General features: G+C 62.6%; 18 protein-coding genes. 10 read left to right on the top strand and 8 right to left on the bottom strand.

Annotated features, from left to right (window positions below; all coding sequences use genetic code 11):
- From PSH94_RS07015 to PSH94_RS06995, 5 genes are all read left to right on the top strand, one after another.
- A complete protein-coding gene (locus tag PSH94_RS07015) occupies window positions 1–702 on the top strand; it encodes an ABC transporter ATP-binding protein (protein ID WP_181079406.1) in 702 nt (233 codons plus the stop codon).
- A 174-nt stretch (window positions 703–876) separates the two neighbouring features.
- Window positions 877–1,173 carry a DUF2282 domain-containing protein gene (locus PSH94_RS07010; RefSeq protein WP_181079403.1) on the top strand — a complete coding sequence of 99 codons (297 nt, stop codon included), beginning with the start codon at window positions 877–879 and terminating at the stop codon, window positions 1,171–1,173.
- Window positions 1,174–1,204: 31 nt separating this feature from the next.
- Complete coding sequence (locus PSH94_RS07005; RefSeq protein ID WP_181079400.1) at window positions 1,205–2,080, top strand: DUF692 domain-containing protein; 876 nt, start codon at window positions 1,205–1,207, stop codon at window positions 2,078–2,080.
- Window positions 2,077–2,853, top strand: a complete 777-nt coding sequence (locus PSH94_RS07000; protein ID WP_305436949.1) for a DUF2063 domain-containing protein — start codon at window positions 2,077–2,079, stop codon at window positions 2,851–2,853. Before PSH94_RS07005 ends, PSH94_RS07000 begins: the two co-directional genes overlap by 4 nt.
- Window positions 2,850–3,335, top strand: coding sequence for a DoxX family protein (locus tag PSH94_RS06995; RefSeq protein WP_181079395.1), 486 nt, complete (start codon window positions 2,850–2,852; stop codon window positions 3,333–3,335). The genes PSH94_RS07000 and PSH94_RS06995 overlap by 4 nt, the downstream gene beginning before the upstream one ends.
- Here PSH94_RS06995 and PSH94_RS06990 read toward each other — a convergent pair.
- Window positions 3,332–4,240 (bottom strand): LysR family transcriptional regulator, encoded by a 909-nt coding sequence (locus PSH94_RS06990; protein WP_181079392.1) that lies wholly within the window; start codon window positions 4,238–4,240, stop codon window positions 3,332–3,334. The genes PSH94_RS06995 and PSH94_RS06990 overlap by 4 nt on opposite strands.
- Before the next feature lie 103 nt (window positions 4,241–4,343).
- Between PSH94_RS06990 and PSH94_RS06985 the strand changes: the two genes are divergently transcribed.
- The 3 genes from PSH94_RS06985 (at window position 4,344) to PSH94_RS06975 (ending at window position 7,433) form a co-directional block, all read left to right on the top strand.
- Window positions 4,344–4,943: a short chain dehydrogenase gene (locus tag PSH94_RS06985; RefSeq protein ID WP_181079389.1), complete on the top strand. Its 600-nt coding sequence runs from the start codon at window positions 4,344–4,346 to the stop codon at window positions 4,941–4,943.
- 95 nt (window positions 4,944–5,038) lie between these two features.
- On the top strand, window positions 5,039–5,710 hold the full coding sequence (locus tag PSH94_RS06980; RefSeq protein ID WP_181079386.1) for a COG3650 family protein: 672 nt from the start codon (window positions 5,039–5,041) through the stop codon (window positions 5,708–5,710).
- Window positions 5,711–5,816: 106 nt separating this feature from the next.
- Window positions 5,817–7,433 (top strand): NAD(P)/FAD-dependent oxidoreductase, encoded by a 1,617-nt coding sequence (locus PSH94_RS06975; protein ID WP_253511003.1) that lies wholly within the window; start codon window positions 5,817–5,819, stop codon window positions 7,431–7,433.
- A gap of 45 nt (window positions 7,434–7,478) precedes the next feature.
- Here PSH94_RS06975 and PSH94_RS06970 read toward each other — a convergent pair whose 3' ends face one another.
- Entirely contained in the window at window positions 7,479–8,573 is a 1,095-nt protein-coding gene (locus PSH94_RS06970) for a PLP-dependent cysteine synthase family protein (protein ID WP_305436948.1), read from the bottom strand.
- A 216-nt stretch (window positions 8,574–8,789) separates the two neighbouring features.
- Between PSH94_RS06970 and nhaA the strand changes: the two genes are divergently transcribed.
- Window positions 8,790–9,965 (top strand): Na+/H+ antiporter NhaA, encoded by a 1,176-nt coding sequence (nhaA, locus tag PSH94_RS06965; protein WP_305436947.1) that lies wholly within the window; start codon window positions 8,790–8,792, stop codon window positions 9,963–9,965.
- A gap of 77 nt (window positions 9,966–10,042) precedes the next feature.
- On the opposite strand, the gene PSH94_RS06960 is transcribed toward nhaA, so the two are convergent.
- On the bottom strand, window positions 10,043–10,507 hold the full coding sequence (locus PSH94_RS06960; protein ID WP_181079376.1) for a glycine zipper 2TM domain-containing protein: 465 nt from the start codon (window positions 10,505–10,507) through the stop codon (window positions 10,043–10,045).
- Between the two features lie 157 nt (window positions 10,508–10,664).
- On the opposite strand from PSH94_RS06960, the gene PSH94_RS06955 reads away from it, so the two are divergent.
- Window positions 10,665–10,907 (top strand): hypothetical protein, encoded by a 243-nt coding sequence (locus tag PSH94_RS06955; protein WP_181079373.1) that lies wholly within the window; start codon window positions 10,665–10,667, stop codon window positions 10,905–10,907.
- A gap of 54 nt (window positions 10,908–10,961) precedes the next feature.
- Here PSH94_RS06955 and pdxH read toward each other — a convergent pair whose 3' ends face one another.
- The 5 genes from pdxH to dinG all read right to left on the bottom strand — a co-directional run bounded on the left by pdxH (window position 10,962) and on the right by dinG (window position 18,712).
- Complete coding sequence (gene pdxH / locus PSH94_RS06950; protein ID WP_181079370.1) at window positions 10,962–11,612, bottom strand: pyridoxamine 5'-phosphate oxidase; 651 nt, start codon at window positions 11,610–11,612, stop codon at window positions 10,962–10,964.
- A 27-nt stretch (window positions 11,613–11,639) separates the two neighbouring features.
- A complete protein-coding gene (locus PSH94_RS06945) occupies window positions 11,640–12,809 on the bottom strand; it encodes an OmpA family protein (RefSeq protein WP_181079368.1) in 1,170 nt (389 codons plus the stop codon).
- 142 nt (window positions 12,810–12,951) lie between these two features.
- Window positions 12,952–14,097: a serine hydrolase domain-containing protein gene (locus PSH94_RS06940; protein WP_181079365.1), complete on the bottom strand. Its 1,146-nt coding sequence runs from the start codon at window positions 14,095–14,097 to the stop codon at window positions 12,952–12,954.
- Window positions 14,098–14,179: 82 nt separating this feature from the next.
- Window positions 14,180–16,477, bottom strand: a complete 2,298-nt coding sequence (locus PSH94_RS06935) for a beta-galactosidase (protein WP_181079363.1) — start codon at window positions 16,475–16,477, stop codon at window positions 14,180–14,182.
- A 90-nt stretch (window positions 16,478–16,567) separates the two neighbouring features.
- Window positions 16,568–18,712 (bottom strand): ATP-dependent DNA helicase DinG, encoded by a 2,145-nt coding sequence (gene dinG, locus PSH94_RS06930; protein WP_181079360.1) that lies wholly within the window; start codon window positions 18,710–18,712, stop codon window positions 16,568–16,570.
- Window positions 18,713–18,783: the final 71 nt, after the last annotated feature.

Raw genomic sequence — 18,783 nt, 5'->3', positions numbered from 1 at the left:
ATGCTGCAATTCGAAAACGTTTCCACTTTCTACGGCAAGATCCAGGCCCTGCACAGCGTCAATGTGGAAGTGCGCCAGGGTGAGATCGTCACCCTGATCGGTGCCAACGGTGCCGGTAAGTCGACCCTGCTGATGACCTTGTGCGGTTCGCCCCAGGCCTACAGTGGCAGCATCCGTTATATGGGTGAGGAACTGGTGGGCCAGCCGTCGTCGCAGATCATGCGCAAGAGCATTGCTGTGGTGCCGGAAGGCCGTCGGGTGTTTTCGCGTCTGACCGTGGAAGAAAACCTGGCAATGGGCGGGTTCTTCACCGACAAGGGCGACTATCAGGAGCAGATGGACAAGGTGCTGCACTTGTTTCCACGGCTCAAGGAACGCTTCAGCCAGCGCGGCGGCACCATGTCCGGCGGCGAGCAGCAAATGCTCGCCATCGGCCGAGCGCTGATGAGCAAGCCCAAGTTGCTGCTGTTGGACGAACCGTCCCTGGGCCTGGCCCCGATCATCATCCAGCAGATCTTCGACATCATCGAACAACTGCGCAAGGACGGTGTAACCGTGTTCCTGGTGGAGCAGAACGCCAACCAGGCGCTGAAGATCGCCGACCGTGCCTATGTGCTGGAGAACGGCCGGGTGGTGATGCAAGGCTCGGGCGAGCAACTGCTGACCGACCCGAAAGTGCGCGAGGCGTACCTGGGCGGTTAAGAGAAGGTTGCTGAACGAACCGGATCCAAATGTGGGAGGGGGCAGCCCCTCCCATTTTTTTTGCATTGTTTGAGGTTATTTCTCCCGCCCCTGTAACGAACCGCGTCCTCCTACCTCTAGTGGTGCAAGCAGGCATTCAAGCCCGCTTCTCAACCCACTGCTGGAGTTACCTCAATGACGACCAAACTGTCCGCCACCGCCCTCATCCTCGCCCTGGGCTCGACCTTGAGCCTGTCCGCCCTGACCACCAGCGCCCACGCGGCCGATGACATGCAAAAGTGCTTCGGCGTTGCTGAAGCCGGCAAGAACGATTGCGCCGCCGGCCCCGGCACTTCCTGTGCGGGCACCTCGAAAACCAAGGATCAGGCCGATGCCTGGAAACTGGTCCCCGCCGGTACGTGCACCCAGACCCCCAGCACTACCTCGCCGACCGGCTTCGGCCAGGAAGCCGCGTTCGCCGCCAAATCCTGAACCCCCACCCGGCCGCGCCTGAGTATCGACGATGACACCTATATTCCCGCCCACATGCTCACCGGCTCAGGCGCCCGGCTTGCCTGATCGGGCCGGGCTGGGGCTCAAGCACGAGCACTTTGTCGAAGTGCTTGAAACCTCGCCCGACCTCGGTTTTTTTGAAGTGCATGCCGAAAACTACATGATGGCCGGCGGCCCGTTTCATCACTACCTGGGGCTGATCCGTGAACGCTACCCGCTGTCGCTGCACGGCGTGGGCCTGTCCATCGGCGGCGAAGGCCCGCTCGACCGTGACCACCTGGCACGCCTGGCTGCGCTGCTTGAGCGCTATCAACCCCAGGCTTTTTCCGAACACCTGGCCTGGTCCAGCCATGGCCCGGTGTTTCTCAACGACCTGCTGCCCCTGGCCTATGACAGCGCCACCCTGCACCGTGTGTGCGATCACATCGACCAGGTCCAGAGCACGCTCAAGCGGCCAATGCTGCTGGAGAACCCGTCGACTTACCTGTTATTGGAACGTTCGACCCTGGACGAGACTGACTTCATCAGCGAGGTCATCCGGCGCACTGGCTGCGGTTTGCTGCTGGACGTGAACAATGTCTATGTGACGTGCACCAACCACCAGCGTGATCCGGATGCCTACCTGAACGCCCTGCCCTTGCATGCCGTGGGGGAGATACATCTGGCCGGCTTTGCCGAAGACACCGACAGCCTGGGCGATCGCCTGCTGATTGACGACCATGGCGCCCCCATTGATAACGCCGTATGGCAGCTGTATCAACGGGTGCTGGGGCGGATCGGCGCGGTACCGACGCTGATCGAGCGGGACAACCAGGTGCCCGCCTTATCGGTGTTGTTGGCCCAAGCGTGGCAGGCCGAATGGCAGCTGTCGCAGGTGCGCCCATGACTACCCACGGCACATTTGCCCGCGCACTGCTGGAACCCGACCGGGCCTGCCCGGCTGGTTTGTTCAGCCGTAACGGTGCCGATCCGGCCAGCCGCTTTGCGGTATACCGCAATAACGTGCACAACGGCTTGATCAATGCGCTGGCATCGGCGTACCCGGTCACTCTGCAACTGGTGGGCGATGCCTTCTTTCGCGCCATGGCCGGCCTCTACGTGCAGGCGCATCCGCCCACCAGCCCATTGATCGGCGAATACGGCAGCACCTTCGCCGGGTTTATCCAAGACTTCGAACCGGCGGCCGGCGTGCCCTACCTGGCGGATATCGCACGCCTGGAGCGCCTGCGGGTACGTGCTTACCACGCCGCCGATGACCAGCCGCTGGCGCCACAGGCCGTGCTCGACGCCTTGCAAGGTCGCGCCGACCTCGGCGCGGTGCGCCTGCAGCTGCATCCCAGCGTCGCCACGCTGATGTCACCGTATGCCGTAGTCACAGTATGGGCGGCGCATCAGACCGAAGGCGGCCTGGCCACCCTCGATCCCGGGTACGCGCAAGGCGCGTTGGTGCTGCGCCAGGGCTTGGGGGTCAAGGTGTTCGCCATCGACGCCGGCTCCGTGACCTTCATCCAGCGCCTCGTCTGGGGCGAAACATTGCAGACCGCCGTAGAACGGGCCCTGGACGCCAGCAACGACTTCGACCTGCACCAATGCCTGACGCTGTTGATCAGCCACCACGCCATCACTTATTTACACCTGGACTCAAAGGTATCGCCATGAACACCCACGCACAGTGCCTGATCAAACGGGCCATCCAGCTTTTTGAACAAATGCCTTACAGCCTGATCGGGTTTTTCGCGCGCTTCTCCATCGCCGCGGTGTTCTGGAAATCCGGGCAGACCAAGGTCCAGGGCTTTGCCATTGACCTGGTCAACGGCACCTTCGAGCTGGGGGAGCCGCGCTTGGCAGCCTCGACGCTGCCGCTGTTTCGCAGCGAATACAAGGTGCCGTTACTGACCCCGGAAGTGGCCGCGCACCTGGCCGCATTCGCCGAGCATTTTTTCCCGTTGCTGATCCTGCTGGGGCTGGCCACACGGTTCTCGGCGCTGGCCCTGATCGGCATGACCCTGGTGATTCAGCTGTTCGTCTACCCGGACGCTTATCCGACCCACGGCACCTGGCTTGCCCTGTTATTGCTGTTAGTCGCCAAAGGGCCGGGGCGTCTGTCCATCGATCACCTGATTGCCCGTCGCTACCGTTAAAGCCGATCGAGGGCCTCGCCGCCGCGCTTGAACCAATCCACCAGGTAATCGGCCAACACCTGGGTGCGACGCGGCAGGCCACCCTGATAGGGATGAACCAGGTACATCGGCTGGCTGGCCGTCTGGTAATCGCGCAGCAGCCAGCGTAAACGTCCGTCAGCCAGCTCCGCCGGCAACACGTAGGACGGCAGCCGCGCGATCCCCGCGCCCACCAGTGCGGCTTTTTTCAACAGGTTGTAGTGATTGGACGCGAACGTGCCGCTGACCCGTACCCGCAACAGTTCGTGCTGCTGGTGGTAGAGCCACTCTTCGCGCCCGCTGTAGTGGCTGTTGAGCAGGCAACGGTGCAGGGCCAGATCCGCCGGGGTCCGAGGTTCGCCATGCTGCTCCAGGTAGGCCGGGCTGGCGCAGGTCATTTCGCGCCAGGCCAGCAGCGGTCTGGCCACCAGGCGCTCGTTCTCGACCGCGCCTGATCGCACCCCCAGGTCGAAACCGTCCCGCGCCAGGTCGCGATAGCGGTTGTTGAGCTCCAGCTCGATCTGCACCTGGGGGTACTGCTCGGTAAATTCCAGCAGCAAGCCATCAAAGAAGGTTTCGCCCAGCGACACCGGCACCGTCATTCGCACCGGTCCCGCCAGGTCGTCCTTGAGCCGCGCCAGGGCCTGGCGCGCCCGCTCCACCTGCGCCACCAACGCCTGAGCCTGGGGCAGTAACGCCGCGCCGGCCGCGGTGAGGCTGAGCCGCCGCGTGGTGCGATGCAACAACACCACGCTGAACTGTGCTTCCAACTGGCTGATGCGCTTGGATAACTGGCCCTTGCTGCAGCCCAATTGCTCGGCGGCCACGGTAAAGCTGCCGGCCTCGATCAACACGGCGAAGGCCGCAAGGTCATCCATCTCGCTCATGGATTGTTTCCAAATGAAAACCAAAGGTTGCCTATTAGCGCGTTTATCCCGTTCAAAAGCCACCCTAGACTGGGTCGACATTCACCCTTGAAGGAACAGCACCATGAAAATCCTATTGATTGGCGCCAACGGCACGGTCGGCTCGGCGGTCAAGGCGGAGCTCGCCCAACGTCATGACGTTATCAGCATCGGCCGCACCCGCGGCGACTTCCAGGTGGACATCAGCGACAGCGCGTCCATCCGCAGCCTGTTCGAACAGACCGGCAGGTTCGATGCGCTGGTCTGCGCCGCCGGCAGCGTGACGTTCGCCGCCTTGGGTGAGATGCATGAGGGTGACTTCGAACTGGGCCTGCGGGACAAATTGATGGGCCAGGTCAACCTGCTGCTGATCGGCCGAGAGTACGCCAATGACGGCGCCTCCTTCACCTTCACCAGCGGCATCCTCAACCGCGATCCGATTCGTACCGGCGCGTCGGCCGCCTTGGTCAACGGTGCCATCGACGGGTTTGTCAAAGCCGCGGCGATCGAATTGCCACGCGGGCTGCGCATCAACGCGGTAAGCCCCACAGTGCTGGTGGAAGCGATGGACAGCTACGCGCCGTATTTCCGTGGCTACAAACCGGTCAGCGCTGCCGATGTGGCACTGGCCTACGCCAAAAGCGTAGAAGGCCTACAAACCGGCCAGACGTTTATCGTGGGGTGAAAGTCCATTCCGTAAGAATTGCCTGATGCTGGCGGGTGGGCTTGTGATGCGACGCCAGCCTGCGTAACGTGGCGGCACTTGCCTGGAGACCCTTTATGCGTGCCGCCCGTACCCTCGCCCTGTTCGCCTTGCTTCCCCTGTTCGCCGCGTGTCAGCTGTTCGAAAGCGAGCCGGCCAAGCCCTCCCTCGCCGGGTTGACCCGCATGCAGGGCGAGCTGACGGCGGCAGGCGACAAGCTGCTGTTCCAGCCGTGCAACGACAAACGCAACTACGTGGTCAAGGACACCGGCGGCACCAGCATCCTACAGGAAGCCGCGTCCCTGGCCGGGCAGCAGGGCGCCTTGTTTGCGGACCTGCGCGGCAAGTTCTCCGGCGTCGCCAGCGGTACCCAGGGCGAAGTGGAGTTGCAGCAGCTGTACCGCGTCGAACGGTCCACCTCCGCCTGCGACGATCCCGACTTCAAGCGCATGATCCTGCGCGCCAATGGCCACAAGCCTGCGTGGGCCCTGAATGTCGCGGCCAAGGGCATGGTGCTCGAGCGCGAAGGCTTGCCGCCGTTGGCAGTGCCCTATGTGGAGGAGCAGCTCGGAGACGGCCGTTTCAACCTGATGACCGAAGCCAACAACGAACACATCGAACTGTGGGTGGCCCCGCAACGCTGCGTGGACAGCGTCAGTGGCAGCCTGCAGCACATGAGCGCCGAATTGCGGATCAACGGTAAAGTCCAGCGTGGCTGCGCGGCGTTCGGCGGCTCGCGGGACGATTGATCGGCGCCCGCGCTGTTTTAACATGACGGGACACCCGCGTTGGGGCTTATAATCGCCGGTTTGCAAAACCGCCGGCCTTACCAGGCGCCGCACACCGGATCCCGTCATGTTACGAATCACCGAACTCAAGCTGCCCATCGACCATCCCGAAGAAGACCTGCGGCCCGCCATCGTGCAGCGCCTGGGCATCGCCAGTGATGACCTGCTCGATTTCACGCTGTTCAAACGCAGCTACGACGCGCGCAAGAAATCGTCGGAGCTGTGCTTTATCTACACCATCGACCTGACCGTCAAAGGTGACGAAGCCGCGCTGCTGCGCAAGTTTGCCGATGACCGCAACGTCAACCCGGCCCCGGACGTCAGCTACAAAGTGGTCGGCCACGCGCCGGCCGATCTGGTGGAGCGCCCGGTGGTGGTCGGTTTCGGCCCATGCGGCATCTTTGCCGGGCTATTGCTGGCGCAGATGGGCTTCAAGCCGATCATCCTCGAACGCGGCAAGGAAGTGCGCCAGCGCACCAAGGATACCTGGGGCCTATGGCGTAAAAGCGTGCTCAACCCCGAGTCCAACGTGCAGTTCGGTGAGGGCGGCGCCGGGACCTTTTCCGATGGCAAGCTGTACAGCCAGATCAAAGACCCGCAGTTCCACGGCCGCAAAGTGCTGCACGAGTTCGTCAAGGCCGGTGCGCCGGAAGAAATCCTCTACGTCAGCAAGCCCCATATCGGCACCTTCCGCCTGACCGGCGTGGTGGAAAATATGCGCCAGCAGATCATCGCCCTCGGCGGTGAAGTGCGCTTCGAGCAACGGGTAACCGACGTGCTGATCGAAGACGGCCAACTGAACGGCGTGGTGCTCGATGGCGGCGAGCAGATCCTGTCCAGGCATGTGATCCTGGCCCTCGGCCACAGCGCCCGCGATACGTTCCGCATGCTGCACAGCCGGGGCGTGTACATGGAAGCCAAGCCGTTCTCGGTAGGCTTTCGCATCGAACACCCGCAGTCGTTGATCGATGCCGCGCGCCTGGGCAAGTATGCGGGCCACCCGAAACTCGGCGCCGCCGACTACAAATTGGTTCACCACGCCAAGAACGGCCGTTCGGTCTACAGCTTCTGCATGTGCCCGGGTGGCACCGTAGTCGCGGCCACGTCCGAGCCGCACCGCGTGGTGACCAACGGCATGAGCCAGTACTCGCGTAACGAGCGCAATGCCAACTCCGGCATCGTGGTCGGCATCACGCCGGAAGTGGACTACCCCGGTGGCCCGCTGGCCGGTATCGAGCTGCAGGAGCGTCTGGAATCCCACGCTTATGTTCTCGGTGGCAGCAACTACGAGGCACCGGCGCAACTGGTCGGTGACTTTATTGCAGGCAAGCCCTCCACCGCCTTGGGCAGCGTGGAACCGTCCTACAAACCGGGCGTGTCCCTGGGCGATCTGGCCTTGGCGCTGCCGGACTTCGCCATCGAAGCGATTCGTGAAGCGTTGCCAGCGTTCGAAAAGCAGATCAAGGGCTACTCGCTGCACGATGCGGTTTTGACCGGTATCGAGACCCGCACCTCGTCGCCGCTGCGGATTACCCGTAACGAATCGATGCAGAGCCTGAACGTCAAGGGCCTGTTCCCGGCCGGCGAAGGTGCGGGTTATGCCGGCGGGATTCTATCGGCGGGCGTGGACGGGATCCGGATCGCCGAGGCATTGGCGCGGGACATGTTGGCCAGGCGGGGCTGAAGCGGCAAGCGGCAAGTGCGTCTGCTCTGACTTGCCGCTGCCCTCTTAAATATTCGCCCGCAGTACGTTGGCGGGCAGCGGTTCGCCGCGCTCCACGCTGGCGGCAACGGCCGATATCAAAGCACCCAGTTCATACCCCTGCCCCGCGAGCCACGCGTGATCGTAATAGGTGGTGGCATAGCGCTCGCCACCGTCACATAAAATCGCCACGATCGAGCCCGACTCCCCCGCCACTTTCATCTGCTGCGCGGCCATCAGCGCGCCGATCAGGTTGGTCCCGCTGGACCCGCCGACGCGTCGTCCCAGGCGCTCGGCCAGGTAATGCATCGCGGCCAGGGACAGCGCATCAGGCACCTTGACCATCGCGTCGATGACCTTCGGCAGAAACGACGCTTCGACCCGTGGTCGGCCGATGCCTTCGATGCGCGAACCGCAGTCCAGGCGCAGGGTGGCGTCGCCGCTCTGGTAGAAGTCGAAGAACACCGAACGCTCGGCATCGGCGCATAACACGCGGGTGCAATGCTGGCGATAGCGAACATAACGTCCCAGGGTGGCGGTCGTGCCGCCGGTGCCCGGACTGGAGATCAGCCAGCTTGGTTCGGGGTGCTGCTCAAAGCGCATCTGCTGGAAGATCGACTCGGCAATGTTGTTGTTCGCTCGCCAATCGGTGGCACGTTCGGCATAAGTGAACTGATCCATGAAATGACCGCCACTTTCCTCGGCCAGACGCTCCGACTCGGCGTAAATCCGCGTCGGATCCTGCACCAGATGGCTCTTGCCGCCATAGAACGCGATCTGCGCGATCTTTTCCTGGGACGTGGTCGCGGGCATCACCGCAATGAACGGCAGGCCGAGCAGACGCGCAAAGTACGCCTCCGAAATCGCCGTGGAGCCACTGGACGCTTCAATGACCGGCGCGCCCGGCTTGAGCCAGCCGTTACACAGCGCATACAGAAACAACGAGCGCGCCAGCCGATGCTTCAGGCTCCCGGTGGGGTGGCTGGACTCATCCTTGAAATACAACTCGATACCCGGCAGGCCCGGTAATGGCAGTGGGATCAGGTGGGTGTCGGCGCTGCGCTGGAAGTCCGCTTCAATGATGCGAATGGCTTCGCGGGCCCAGGGACGGTGGTCGCTCATCGGGGATATCTCTAAGGATGTTGAACGCAATCTTAGGATGTTTCCTACACTCCACACAGATACAGTGAAGACTGAATTGGACACACAATTGCTAGTCTTTGGCGCAACGCCTCTGCCACCTGCCACTTATAACAAATAAGAATATAACTTTTGTTTTAACAACTAACGGTACGGGTTAGGGTACCCACCTATTGAACCTGGATTGGAGAGCATCCCTTGCCTCTGCGTAGCACGTTTACCCGTTTCTTTCAGCTCGAAGCCGCTAGTGGCCTGCTGCTGATCGCCGCCGCAGCGTTGGCGCTGATCATCAACAACTCACCGTCGTCGCACCTCTACGCCGCGTTTCTGGACGTGCCGGTGGTGGCGCAGATCGGCGCATTGCAAATCGCCAAGCCGGCCCTGCTGTGGATCAACGATGGCCTGATGGCCCTGTTCTTCCTGCTGATTGGCCTGGAGGTCAAGCGCGAGCTGCTCGATGGCCATCTGTCCAAACCGTCCCAAGTGGTGTTGCCGGGCGCGGCGGCAATTGGCGGCATGGTGGTGCCGGCGCTGATCTACTGGGCCATCAACAAGGACTTCCCTGCCGCGCTGTCCGGCTGGGCGATCCCGATGGCGACCGACATTGCCTTCGCCCTCGGCGTGCTGGCCCTGCTGGGCAAGCGCGTGCCGGTGTCGCTGAAGCTGTTCCTGATGACCCTGGCCATCATCGATGACCTGGGCGCGATCATTGTGATCGCCGTGTTCTACTCCACCGACCTGTCCGGTGCCGCCCTGGCCGGTGCGGGCGCCTGCCTGGTGGCGTTGATCGCGATGAATCGCCTCGGCGTGATCAAGCTGGCTCCCTACTTGATCGTCGGGCTGATCCTGTGGGTGTGCGTGCTCAAGAGCGGCGTGCATGCCACGCTGGCCGGTGTGACCCTGGCGTTCTGCATCCCGCTGCGCACCAGAAATGCCGAGCCTTCGCCATTGCTGACCCTGGAACACGCCCTTCACCCGTGGGTGGCCTACGGCATTCTGCCGTTGTTTGCCTTCGCCAACGCCGGTGTGTCTCTCACCGGCGTCAGCCTGGAAAGCTTTACCCACCATGTGCCCATGGGCATCGCCGCCGGCCTGCTGTTCGGCAAGACTATCGGCGTGTTCGGCCTGACCTGGCTGGCCATCAAGACCGGCCTTGCCGCTCTGCCGACCGGCGCCAACTGGGGCCAGGTGTTCGGTGTGGCGATCCTGTGCGGTATCGGCTTCACCATGAGCCTGTTCGTCGGCTCCCTGGCGTTTGTGCCGGGGGCCAGCGAGTTTGCCGGTGAAGATCGCATGGGTATCCTGACCGGGTCGATACTGGCGGCTTGCATCGGTTACGCCGTCACCGCGATGGCGAGCCGCAAAAAAGTCTGACTACGCGCGTAAACGGCGCAACAAAAAACCCCAACCGGTCACCCGGTTGGGGTTTTTCTTTACCCGTCGATTAACCCTCAGCGGGTAACGCGGCTGGTACCGTCAACGGTCATGATGCGCACACGATCGCCGATGCGGAAGATTTCATTCTCCTGCACGGCCTGAACATAGGCGCGCATGCTGCCATCGTCTTCGCGTACGGTGATTTCAACACCCTGTGTACGAGTCAGGCCTTCTTCGGTCGCCGAACCCAGCAGGCCGCCGGCCACCGCACCGATCACCGCCGTGACGATGCTGCCGCGACCGCCGCCGATGGCACTGCCACCCACGCCGCCGACGACTGCACCGGCAGCGCCGCCGATAGGCGTCTTGGTGCCTTCGATTTTCACCGGACGCAGGGATTCGATGGTACCCATGCGAACGGTCTGTACACGACGCGCTTCGTCACGGGAGTACGAGTCGCCGGTCAGACTCGAGGCGCAGCCACCCAACAGCAACGACAAGGTGGTAAAGCAGGCAACCAGTAAAACAGACTTACGCATAGCATCAACTCCAAAGGACAGGTATTCATTAAACGCTGCCGCTTGACGCCTGTCACGGCAAGCCCGGCAGAAAACTGTTTTCATTCAGCCCCAGTACAGACAGCCCGTACCCGACAACTCGACGAACAGTAACACCCCGGTCGTCATCAGGACATCCATGGACTATTTCATCATTGTAGTCACAACCCTCGCCGGCCTGTATTTCCACGGCTGGCTCTACGTGCGCATCCGCCGCTGGGTGGATCGCGACCTCGCGCTGTCACTGGCAGGTGATGACCCGCATAAACGCAGTTTCATGCTGCAACAACTGGAGACGGCGCGCGCCCTGAGGATCAAACGCAGGGACTTGCCAGGCTGGCTGAAAGACGCCGCGCAGCACTACACGCCCGCAGTCTCTTGAACAGAGACCGCGGGGTGAAGGGCATCATTCAGTTGAAGTGACGAAAGGTGAAGCTCAGGGCGCCAGGCGCTCGCGGACCCACTGGGTGTCGTCTTGCAGACGATAGTTGAGGCGGTCATGCAGGCGGCTGGCGCGGCCCTGCCAGAACTCAATGCGCTCGGGCAACAGGCGGTAGCCACCCCAATGCTCGGGGCAGTCGGGCTGACTGTCGCTGAAGCGTTGTTCAGTGGCCTTGAGCAGCTCCTGCAGCGCTTCACGGTCGCGAATCACCCGGCTCTGCGGTGAGGCCCAGGCGCCCAGGCGGCTACCCAGTGGACGAACCTGGAAATAAGCGTCCGACTCCTGAGGCGTGACCTTGACCACCCGCCCTTCGATGCGCACCTGGCGTTCCAGGGTCGGCCAGAAGAAGGTCATGGCCGCGAACGGCCGCGCCGCGAGCTGCTGGCCCTTGGCGCTTTCGTAGTTGGTGAAGAAGGTAAAGCCCTGGGTATCCAGGCCCTTGAGCAACAGGATACGACAGTGAGGTCGACCGTCCTGATCGACCGTGGCCAGGGTCATGGCATTGGCCTCCACCGGCGGCTGCTCGGTTTTCACCGCATCGGCAAACCACTGGTGAAACAACGCAAACGGCTCGCTCGGGGCTTGGGCCTCGCTCAAACCGTCCCGTGTGTAGTCACGACGCATATCGGCCAGTGCCTGGGTCATGCGGCTTTATCCTTTTGGTTCAGCGGGTCAGTTTTTCGCCTGGTCGTTTGCAGCCGGATCTGCCGCCTTGGCCTTGGCCGGAGCAGGTTTCTTCGCGGCAGGCTTGGCAGGCGCCTTTTTGGCAGCCGGCTTGGCGGCGGCTTTCTTGGCGGCAGGTTTGGCGGCAGCGGCTTTTTTTGCCGGCGCCTTGGCGGCCGGCGCAGGGGCCGGCACGTTCTGCACGGCTACCATTTCAGCCACGGGCGGGGTCTTGCCGGAGTTGTACTTGTTCAGCAACGCCAGCATGGTGGTGCGCTGGGTGAACATGATTTCCATGCGACGGTTCAGGGCGCGTCCCTGGTTGCTGTCGTTGGCCGCACGCGGCATCAGGTCACCCATGCCACGCAGCATCAGGCGGTCTTGCTTGAGGCCGCTGAGGCTGAAAATCGAGGCGATGGACTGCGCACGTTCCTTGGTCAACGCCTGGCTGGCCGGGGCACTGCCGGTAGCGTCGACATGCCCCAGGACCAGCACGGCGGTCTTGGGATCGGACTCAACCGCCTTGGCCACACGGGTAAACGGCCCCAGCGTCACTGGCAACAACATCGCCGGGCGCTTGGGGTTGTAGGAACCGTCGACCGGGGCAATCACCACCAGCACGTTGTCGCGGCGTTCCAATTGCAGGTTGCTGTCCTTGATGGCAGCACGCAGGCGCGGCTCGTAGTCGTCCAGCCAGGCCTGAGTGATTTTCGGGTCAGGCATTTGCACGTTGGCGACGTCGACCTTGGCCAATGGCTTTGGCTTGCTTTCGAACGGCCACCACCAATGGGTCTCCGTGTCGGTCTTGGCCACGGCTGGGGCCGGGTCTGCGGCTTTGAGATCGGCTTTCAGATCGGCCTTGGCGTCGGCGGCCTTGTCATCGGCGCTCTTGGATGAAAACGGCCACCAGCTGGAGCCGGTGTCGGCCTTGGCCACCGGCGCAGGCGCTGGGGCAGGCGTCGCCGCAGGAGCAGCAGCGGTGGCCGGTGCGGCAGGCTTGGCGCCAGCGGCGGGTTTAGCCTCCGGCTTGGCATCGGCCTGGCTCACAACGTCCTTGGTAGCCGCCTTGTCCGATCCGAATGACCACCAATGCCCACCTTCGGCATCATTTTGTGGAGTTTGTGCACAGCCGGTAACAGTGAGGCAAAGCGCCAGAGCCAAGGACTTGTTCGATAACATGAGATATCCACAAAATGAGAAAAGAAACGGGGGTCTGAGCGACCCGTTAAACAGACGCTTACAGAACATTTAAGTTACATGATTTCGTTCAGCGCCTTTTATAGTTGCCTTTGTAACAAAAAATTGTGAAACGGCAAGGGTTTTACAGACAACCGGCCAATATTCCGACCAACTTCTGCGCACGCGGGTCCATAAGTACATAAGGGCCGAGTGTATTAGTGACGAACCCAAACGCTACATCATGTTCAGGATCGGCAAAACCTACCGAACCGCCCGCCCCCGGATGCCCGAAAGCGTGGGCGCCAAGGCCGAATGTGGCATTGGGCAAGTGGGGTTGATCCAACATGCAGCCCAGGCCGAAGCGGGTTTGGGTCAATAATGTTTTATCCGGCCCGATACTGTGTTCGCGCGTCAATTGTTCGAGCATGTCAGCTTCCAGCAAACTACCGTCCAACAAACCACTATAAAAACCGGCCAGGCTGCGCGCATTACCGTGACCATTTGCCGCTGGCTGCTGCATACGTCGCCATTCGGGTTTATTAGTGCTGGTCAGAATAGACGGTGGGTTGGTAAAAGCCCGCGTGGTCATGGCCGCCGGTTCACGCATCATTACTTGCAGTAAACGTTGCGCGGCTTCATCGCCCATATTGCCTTTGCTGCGGGCTATATGCGCAACCCGATGAAACTGGTCATCGGCCAGGCCTACATGAAAGTCCAGCCCCAGCGGCTGCGCGACCCGCGCCACAATCGATTCGCCTGGCCCACGGCCATCGGCACGCCGCAGCAGCTCGCCGACCAGCCAGCCATAGGTGATCGCCGCATAGCCATGGCCCTGCCCCGGTGTCCACCACGGGGCTTCGGCAGCCAGGGTGTCTACCATCAGCTTCCAGTCATACAGGGCTTCGGCGGGGAGGGCCTCGCGGATCGCCGGCAAACCGGCCTTGTGGCACAGCAATTGGCGCAGGGTGATGTCTTGCTTGCCGGCCGCCGCGAATTCCGGCCAGTACTGGGCGACCGGTGCGTCCAATTGCAGCTTGCCCTCGGCCACCAGTTGCAGGGCCGTGACGGCGGCGAAGGTTTTGGTACAGGAGAACAGATTGACGATGGTGTCGCTGTGCCAGGCTTGAGCGCCGTCCTTGTCGGCGGTGCCGGCCCACAGGTCGACCACGCTCTCACCGCCGATCTGAATGCACAGCGCCGCTCCACGCTCCTGCGGGTCATCGAACAACGCGGCGAAGGCTTCACGTACCGCTTCGAACTGGAGCTCGTAATGACCCTGAATCTGCACCTAAGCCCCCTCGTGAAGCACCATGAAAAGTGGGCGACATTGTTCCAGCCCTTGTGGGGTTTGTGAACCCGTCAGCGCTGAATCAATGACCATTTCCAGAATGCCCACCCGCGTGCCCGGCGCCCTGCGCAGCGCCTTTGCCGTCATGGGCCGAGCGACCGCCTGCCTTTTCCTGCGCTGCCGCGGCCGCATTGGCTTTCTCGGCTTCCTTGCCCAGTTGCTCGACCGCCGCCAGGTTGCTTTTGCGCACGCTCTCGACGAAGCCCTGAAATGGCACATCGGTGATGCCTGCCAGGCCGAAATGGCCGTTTTCACCGTCCAGCAAACGGCCGGTCACGGGTTGGTCCAGATATTGGAACCAATGCACGCCGACAATGGACGGCTCGGCCATGGCTTGCTTGAGGAAGTTGGCATACGCCGCGCCGCGATCCTCTTCCCTGGCCAACTGCGTCACACCGCCCCAGAAAGGACCACGGTCGGCCGAGCCAACGTTGAACTCGGTGATCAGCACCGGCTTGTCCAGCGCACGCAGGGCGGCGAAGTCATAACCATCCTGGGGTTTGAGGGTGTACATGTTAAAGCTCAGCACGTCGCAATACTGCGCGCAGGACGCCACGGCCTCCGGCGTACTCACCGCAAAGCGGCCGCCGAGCAGCAACTGGTTGGGGGCGTGCCATTTGAGCGAGTCGGAGATGGTCTTGAAATACGCATCGGCGAAGGTTTTTTGGAAGTATTTGAAGTCGGCCTCGATTTCCGGGTGCGCAGGGCTGGGCATCGGCGGCTCGAAACCGGGATCTTCCATCAGCTCCCAGCCTGTAAGCTCGATCCCCCAGGCTTTCGACAGGCCCTCCTCGTTGCGGTATTTGTCGCGCAATTGCTTAAGAAACGCACGCTTGGCCGGTACATCGGTGGTCATGCGCAAGGTGCCATATGCCAGGGCATAGCGGGCTTTGGGGTCATCGCCAGGACCGGCCCAGGCCAGTTCGTTATCGGCGAAGAAGCCGATCAGCCAAGGGTCGTCGCGATGATCGCGGGCGGCGATGGCCACGGCGCGTTCGGTGGCCATGGCAAAGCGTGGGTCGAACGGGTCAGGCATGCCACCCCACCAGTCGGTGCCCGTGCTGATGCTGGCGTAGTCGCCGACGATGGACAGCGGCAAGGTGTACGGCACACGGTCGGCGGTGGCCAGGTCCGGGTCGCTCCAATTGCCTACGGTGTTAAAGCCCCAGGCCTGCAAACGGTCGAGGGTGTGGTTGACCCAGCGTTTCTGGTCGAACCCTGCCGTGCCGTAGGCGCGTTCCAGATTGGCGCGGTAAAAATCGTACCAGCGCCCGGCGCCGAAGCTGCGGCCTTCGCCCGAACCGTTGCCGGTGCGGTGATCAGCACTGCCGTAATATTTATCGAAGGGCTCGCCGGCCTTGGGCAAGGCGGCAAACATCCATTCACGACCGGCCACATAAGTCTGGCTATTGTCCGCAGCCACGGTGTTTACGCCGAGGGAATAGAACGGATGTCCCTGAGGGGTCACCAGGTACCAGCGGCCGTCGCGTTTTTCGGTGCGGAAAAAGCCGCTGGCGGTGAACGCAGGGCCTTTGTTCCAGCCGCCGTAAGGGTCCAGCGAGGATTTGTCCCGCGTGGCCAGCCATGCCTGCAGTTGCTGCTGCTCCCTGGCGGCGCCAGCCTTGAGTTGCTCATCGCTGCTGACCTTCTCCGGCCAGCGCGCACGAGTGGATTGACCATAGGCGTCGACCAGTTCGCTGTAGGCTGCCTTGATGACCGGTTCCACGTCCTGTACGCCGAAGCGCTCCAGCAGGATGCTCTGGGCCACATTGGGATTGAGCATCGACACGCTGACCGACACCACCTGGCTGCGGTCGATCTCGCCGGCGCTGCTGGCCAACAGTACACGCTGGCCGTCCACCGTGATCGGCATCGGCGGGCCGGCCTTCATGCCCTGGCTCAGCGCCGAGTTGGCTTGCAGCGGGATCAGCAAGGTCTGGGCCGGGCCGGCCGGCAGGTCGATGCGGCTGGTCAACGTGCGGCCGTCATTGCTCTGCACCTTGACATACAAGGTCAGCGCCCAGTCCATGGCACTTTGAATGCGCAGGCTCACGGCCCCGGACTGCGACCAGTCCCATGCACCGCTTTGCGGGCTGAGCACCAGGCTCGGTTCGGCCGCCGGGTTAAAGGTGATGCGCCGCAGCACCTCGCCCTCGGGAGTTTGCTCGGCATTGTATTGCGGCAGGCTGGCGTCCTGGGTCGCCACCTTGACCACATCGGCAGGTCGGACGAAGTTGAACAGTGTTTGCTGCCCGGCGGGCGCGGCGATCAAGGGCGCTGCGAACAGCAAGGCAAAAAGAGCAGGCAGCGTGCGAATCATACGAGCAAGGTTCTCCCAGACGGCCGGTGAATGGCCTGTGATGACGGTGATGAGATAGACCACAAAGTGGGCGAATTCGCCCACGGTGGATTAAGAAATTTCGCGCCGGAACGGCGGCAATGCGTTAAGGATAGCCTTGCCATAGCGCTGAGTGACCAGTCGGCGGTCGAGCAAGGTGATGGTGCCCCGATCCTGTTCGGTACGCAGCAGGCGGCCGCAGGCCTGCACCAGCTTCAGCGAGGCATCCGGCACCGAGATTTCCATGAACGGGTTGCCGCCACGCGCTTCGATCCATTCGGCCAGCGCCGCTTCGACCGGATCGTCCGGAACCGAGAAAGGGATCTTGGCGATCACCACGTGTTCGCAGTAGGCCCCCGGCAAGTCCACGCCCTCGGCGAAACTCGCCAGGCCGAACAGCACACTGGAGTCGCCGCCGTCCACCCGCGCCTTGTGCTTGTTGAGGGTCTCCTGCTTGGACAGGTTGCCCTGGATAAACACCTGCTTGCGCCAGTCGCGATCCAGGCCGTCGAACACATCCTGCATCTGCTTGCGCGACGAGAACAGCACCAGGGTGCCGCGCGAGCCTTCGACCAGTTCCGGCAGGTCGCGGATGATTGCCGCGGTGTGGGCCGCCGCGTCCCGTGGGTCGGCCTTGAGGTCGGGCACCCTCAGCACGCCGGCGTCGGCGTGGTGGAAGGGGCTCGGCACCACGGCGGTGACGGCTTTTTTCGGCAGCCCGGCGCGCATGCGGAAACGATCGAACGTACCCAGCGCGGTCAATGTGGCCGACGTCACCAAGGCCCCATAGGCCACGTTCCACAGGTTGCGACGCAGCATGTCGGCGGCAAGGATCGGGCTGGCGTTGACCTCGATATCGAATAGCGCACCACTTTCGGCCAGGGTCAGCCAGCGCGCCATGGGCGGGTTGTCTTCCGGGTCTTCGACGGTAAAGGCGGTCCACAGCTCCCAGTTGCCCTGCGCGCGCGACAGCAGGCTGCCGAACAGCGGGTACCACTCCTCGGCCTGGTTGCTGGCGATGCCGATGTTGACCTCGCCATCCATGCCTTCCTTGAGCAGGTCGGTGAGGCGGGTGAACAGGTCGGTCAGGCGTGAAAAACCCTTCTTCAGCTCGATGCCCATTTCGCGCATGTGCTCGGGGATCAGGCCGCCGACGAAACGGTGGCGTGGCCGTTCGCGGCCTTCCACGTCTTCGCCGGGCTTGAAGTCGGCCACCTGCTCGCAGGCACTGAACATGAACTGCTGCTGGGTCTTGATCTCCCGCGCCAGCTCCGGCACCTGCTCGATCAGCTTGCCCAGATCGCCGGGCAGCGGGTGCTGGGCCAGCAGTTTGGTCAGATTTTTTGCGGTGGACTCCAGCCAATCGGCGGTAGAGCGCAGGCGCGTGTAATGGGCGAAGTGGCCGATGGCCTTGTCGGGCAGGTGGTGGCCTTCGTCGAAGACATAGAGCGTGTCGCGCGGATCGGGCAACACCGCACCGCCGCCCAGCGCCAGGTCGGCCAGCACCATGTCGTGGTTGGTGACGATCACATCGACCTTGCCCATGCCTTCGCGGGCCTTGTAAAAGGCGCACTGGCCGAAGTTGGGGCAATGCCGGTTGGTGCACTGGCTGTGGTCAGTGGTCAGGCGCGCCCAGTCGGAATCTTCCAGGGCGGTGGGCCAACTGTCGCGGTCACCGTCCCATTTATTGCCGGCCAGTTTCTCGATCATGCTGGTAAACAGCTTCTGGCTGGCCTCATCGACTTCAATCCTGAAGCCTTCTTCTTCGAACAGCTGCGCGGTGGCGGTTTGCGCGTGGCCTTCCTGCAGCAGTACGTCGAGCTTGGACAGGCACATATAGCGGCCACGGCCCTTGGCCAGGGCGAACGTGAAGTTCAGGCCGCTGTTGCGCATCAGGTCGGGCAGGTCCTTATAGACGATCTGCTCCTGCAGCGCGACCGTGGCGGTGGCGATCACCAGGCGCTTGCCGGCGGCCTTGGCGGTCGGGATCGCGGCCAGGCTGTAGGCCACGGTCTTGCCGGTACCGGTGCCCGCCTCGACGGCCACGACCGCAGGCTCGCCTTCGCGGCGGCCTTCGTCGTCGGTGTCGATATCCCCGAGGACTTTTGCCACTTCGGCAATCATCAGGCGTTGGCCGTAGCGCGGTTTCAAGCTCTTGGCTTCGAGAAAACGCGTGTAGGCGCCCTGGATCGTGGTTTTGAGTTCAGTGCTGATCATGAATAGTCGGGCGCAAAAAACGCTGGATAAATTTTCAGTGGTTCGGATCGGCGGCTATCATACCCCGCTAA

Source organism: Pseudomonas sp. FP2254 (assembly GCF_030687695.1).
GTDB classification, from domain to species: domain Bacteria; phylum Pseudomonadota; class Gammaproteobacteria; order Pseudomonadales; family Pseudomonadaceae; genus Aquipseudomonas; species Aquipseudomonas quebecensis.
This window is presented reverse-complemented; position numbering and strand designations above follow the sequence as displayed.

What these genes read in the sequence shown, in the direction of transcription:
- PSH94_RS07015 (WP_181079406.1), top strand. Translation starts at nt 1, where the DNA reads ATGCTGCAATTCGAAAACGTTTCCACTTTCTACGGCAAGATCCAGGCC.
- PSH94_RS07010 (WP_181079403.1), top strand. Translation starts at nt 877, where the DNA reads ATGACGACCAAACTGTCCGCCACCGCCCTCATCCTCGCCCTGGGCTCG.
- PSH94_RS07005 (WP_181079400.1), top strand. Translation starts at nt 1,205, where the DNA reads ATGACACCTATATTCCCGCCCACATGCTCACCGGCTCAGGCGCCCGGC.
- PSH94_RS07000 (WP_305436949.1), top strand. Translation starts at nt 2,077, where the DNA reads ATGACTACCCACGGCACATTTGCCCGCGCACTGCTGGAACCCGACCGG.
- PSH94_RS06995 (WP_181079395.1), top strand. Translation starts at nt 2,850, where the DNA reads ATGAACACCCACGCACAGTGCCTGATCAAACGGGCCATCCAGCTTTTT.
- PSH94_RS06990 (WP_181079392.1), bottom strand. Translation starts at nt 4,240, where the DNA reads ATGAGCGAGATGGATGACCTTGCGGCCTTCGCCGTGTTGATCGAGGCC.
- PSH94_RS06985 (WP_181079389.1), top strand. Translation starts at nt 4,344, where the DNA reads ATGAAAATCCTATTGATTGGCGCCAACGGCACGGTCGGCTCGGCGGTC.
- PSH94_RS06980 (WP_181079386.1), top strand. Translation starts at nt 5,039, where the DNA reads ATGCGTGCCGCCCGTACCCTCGCCCTGTTCGCCTTGCTTCCCCTGTTC.
- PSH94_RS06975 (WP_253511003.1), top strand. Translation starts at nt 5,817, where the DNA reads ATGTTACGAATCACCGAACTCAAGCTGCCCATCGACCATCCCGAAGAA.
- PSH94_RS06970 (WP_305436948.1), bottom strand. Translation starts at nt 8,573, where the DNA reads ATGAGCGACCACCGTCCCTGGGCCCGCGAAGCCATTCGCATCATTGAA.
- PSH94_RS06960 (WP_181079376.1), bottom strand. Translation starts at nt 10,507, where the DNA reads ATGCGTAAGTCTGTTTTACTGGTTGCCTGCTTTACCACCTTGTCGTTG.
- PSH94_RS06955 (WP_181079373.1), top strand. Translation starts at nt 10,665, where the DNA reads ATGGACTATTTCATCATTGTAGTCACAACCCTCGCCGGCCTGTATTTC.
- pdxH (WP_181079370.1), bottom strand. Translation starts at nt 11,612, where the DNA reads ATGACCCAGGCACTGGCCGATATGCGTCGTGACTACACACGGGACGGT.
- PSH94_RS06945 (WP_181079368.1), bottom strand. Translation starts at nt 12,809, where the DNA reads ATGTTATCGAACAAGTCCTTGGCTCTGGCGCTTTGCCTCACTGTTACC.
- PSH94_RS06935 (WP_181079363.1), bottom strand. Translation starts at nt 16,477, where the DNA reads ATGATTCGCACGCTGCCTGCTCTTTTTGCCTTGCTGTTCGCAGCGCCC.
- dinG (WP_181079360.1), bottom strand. Translation starts at nt 18,712, where the DNA reads ATGATCAGCACTGAACTCAAAACCACGATCCAGGGCGCCTACACGCGT.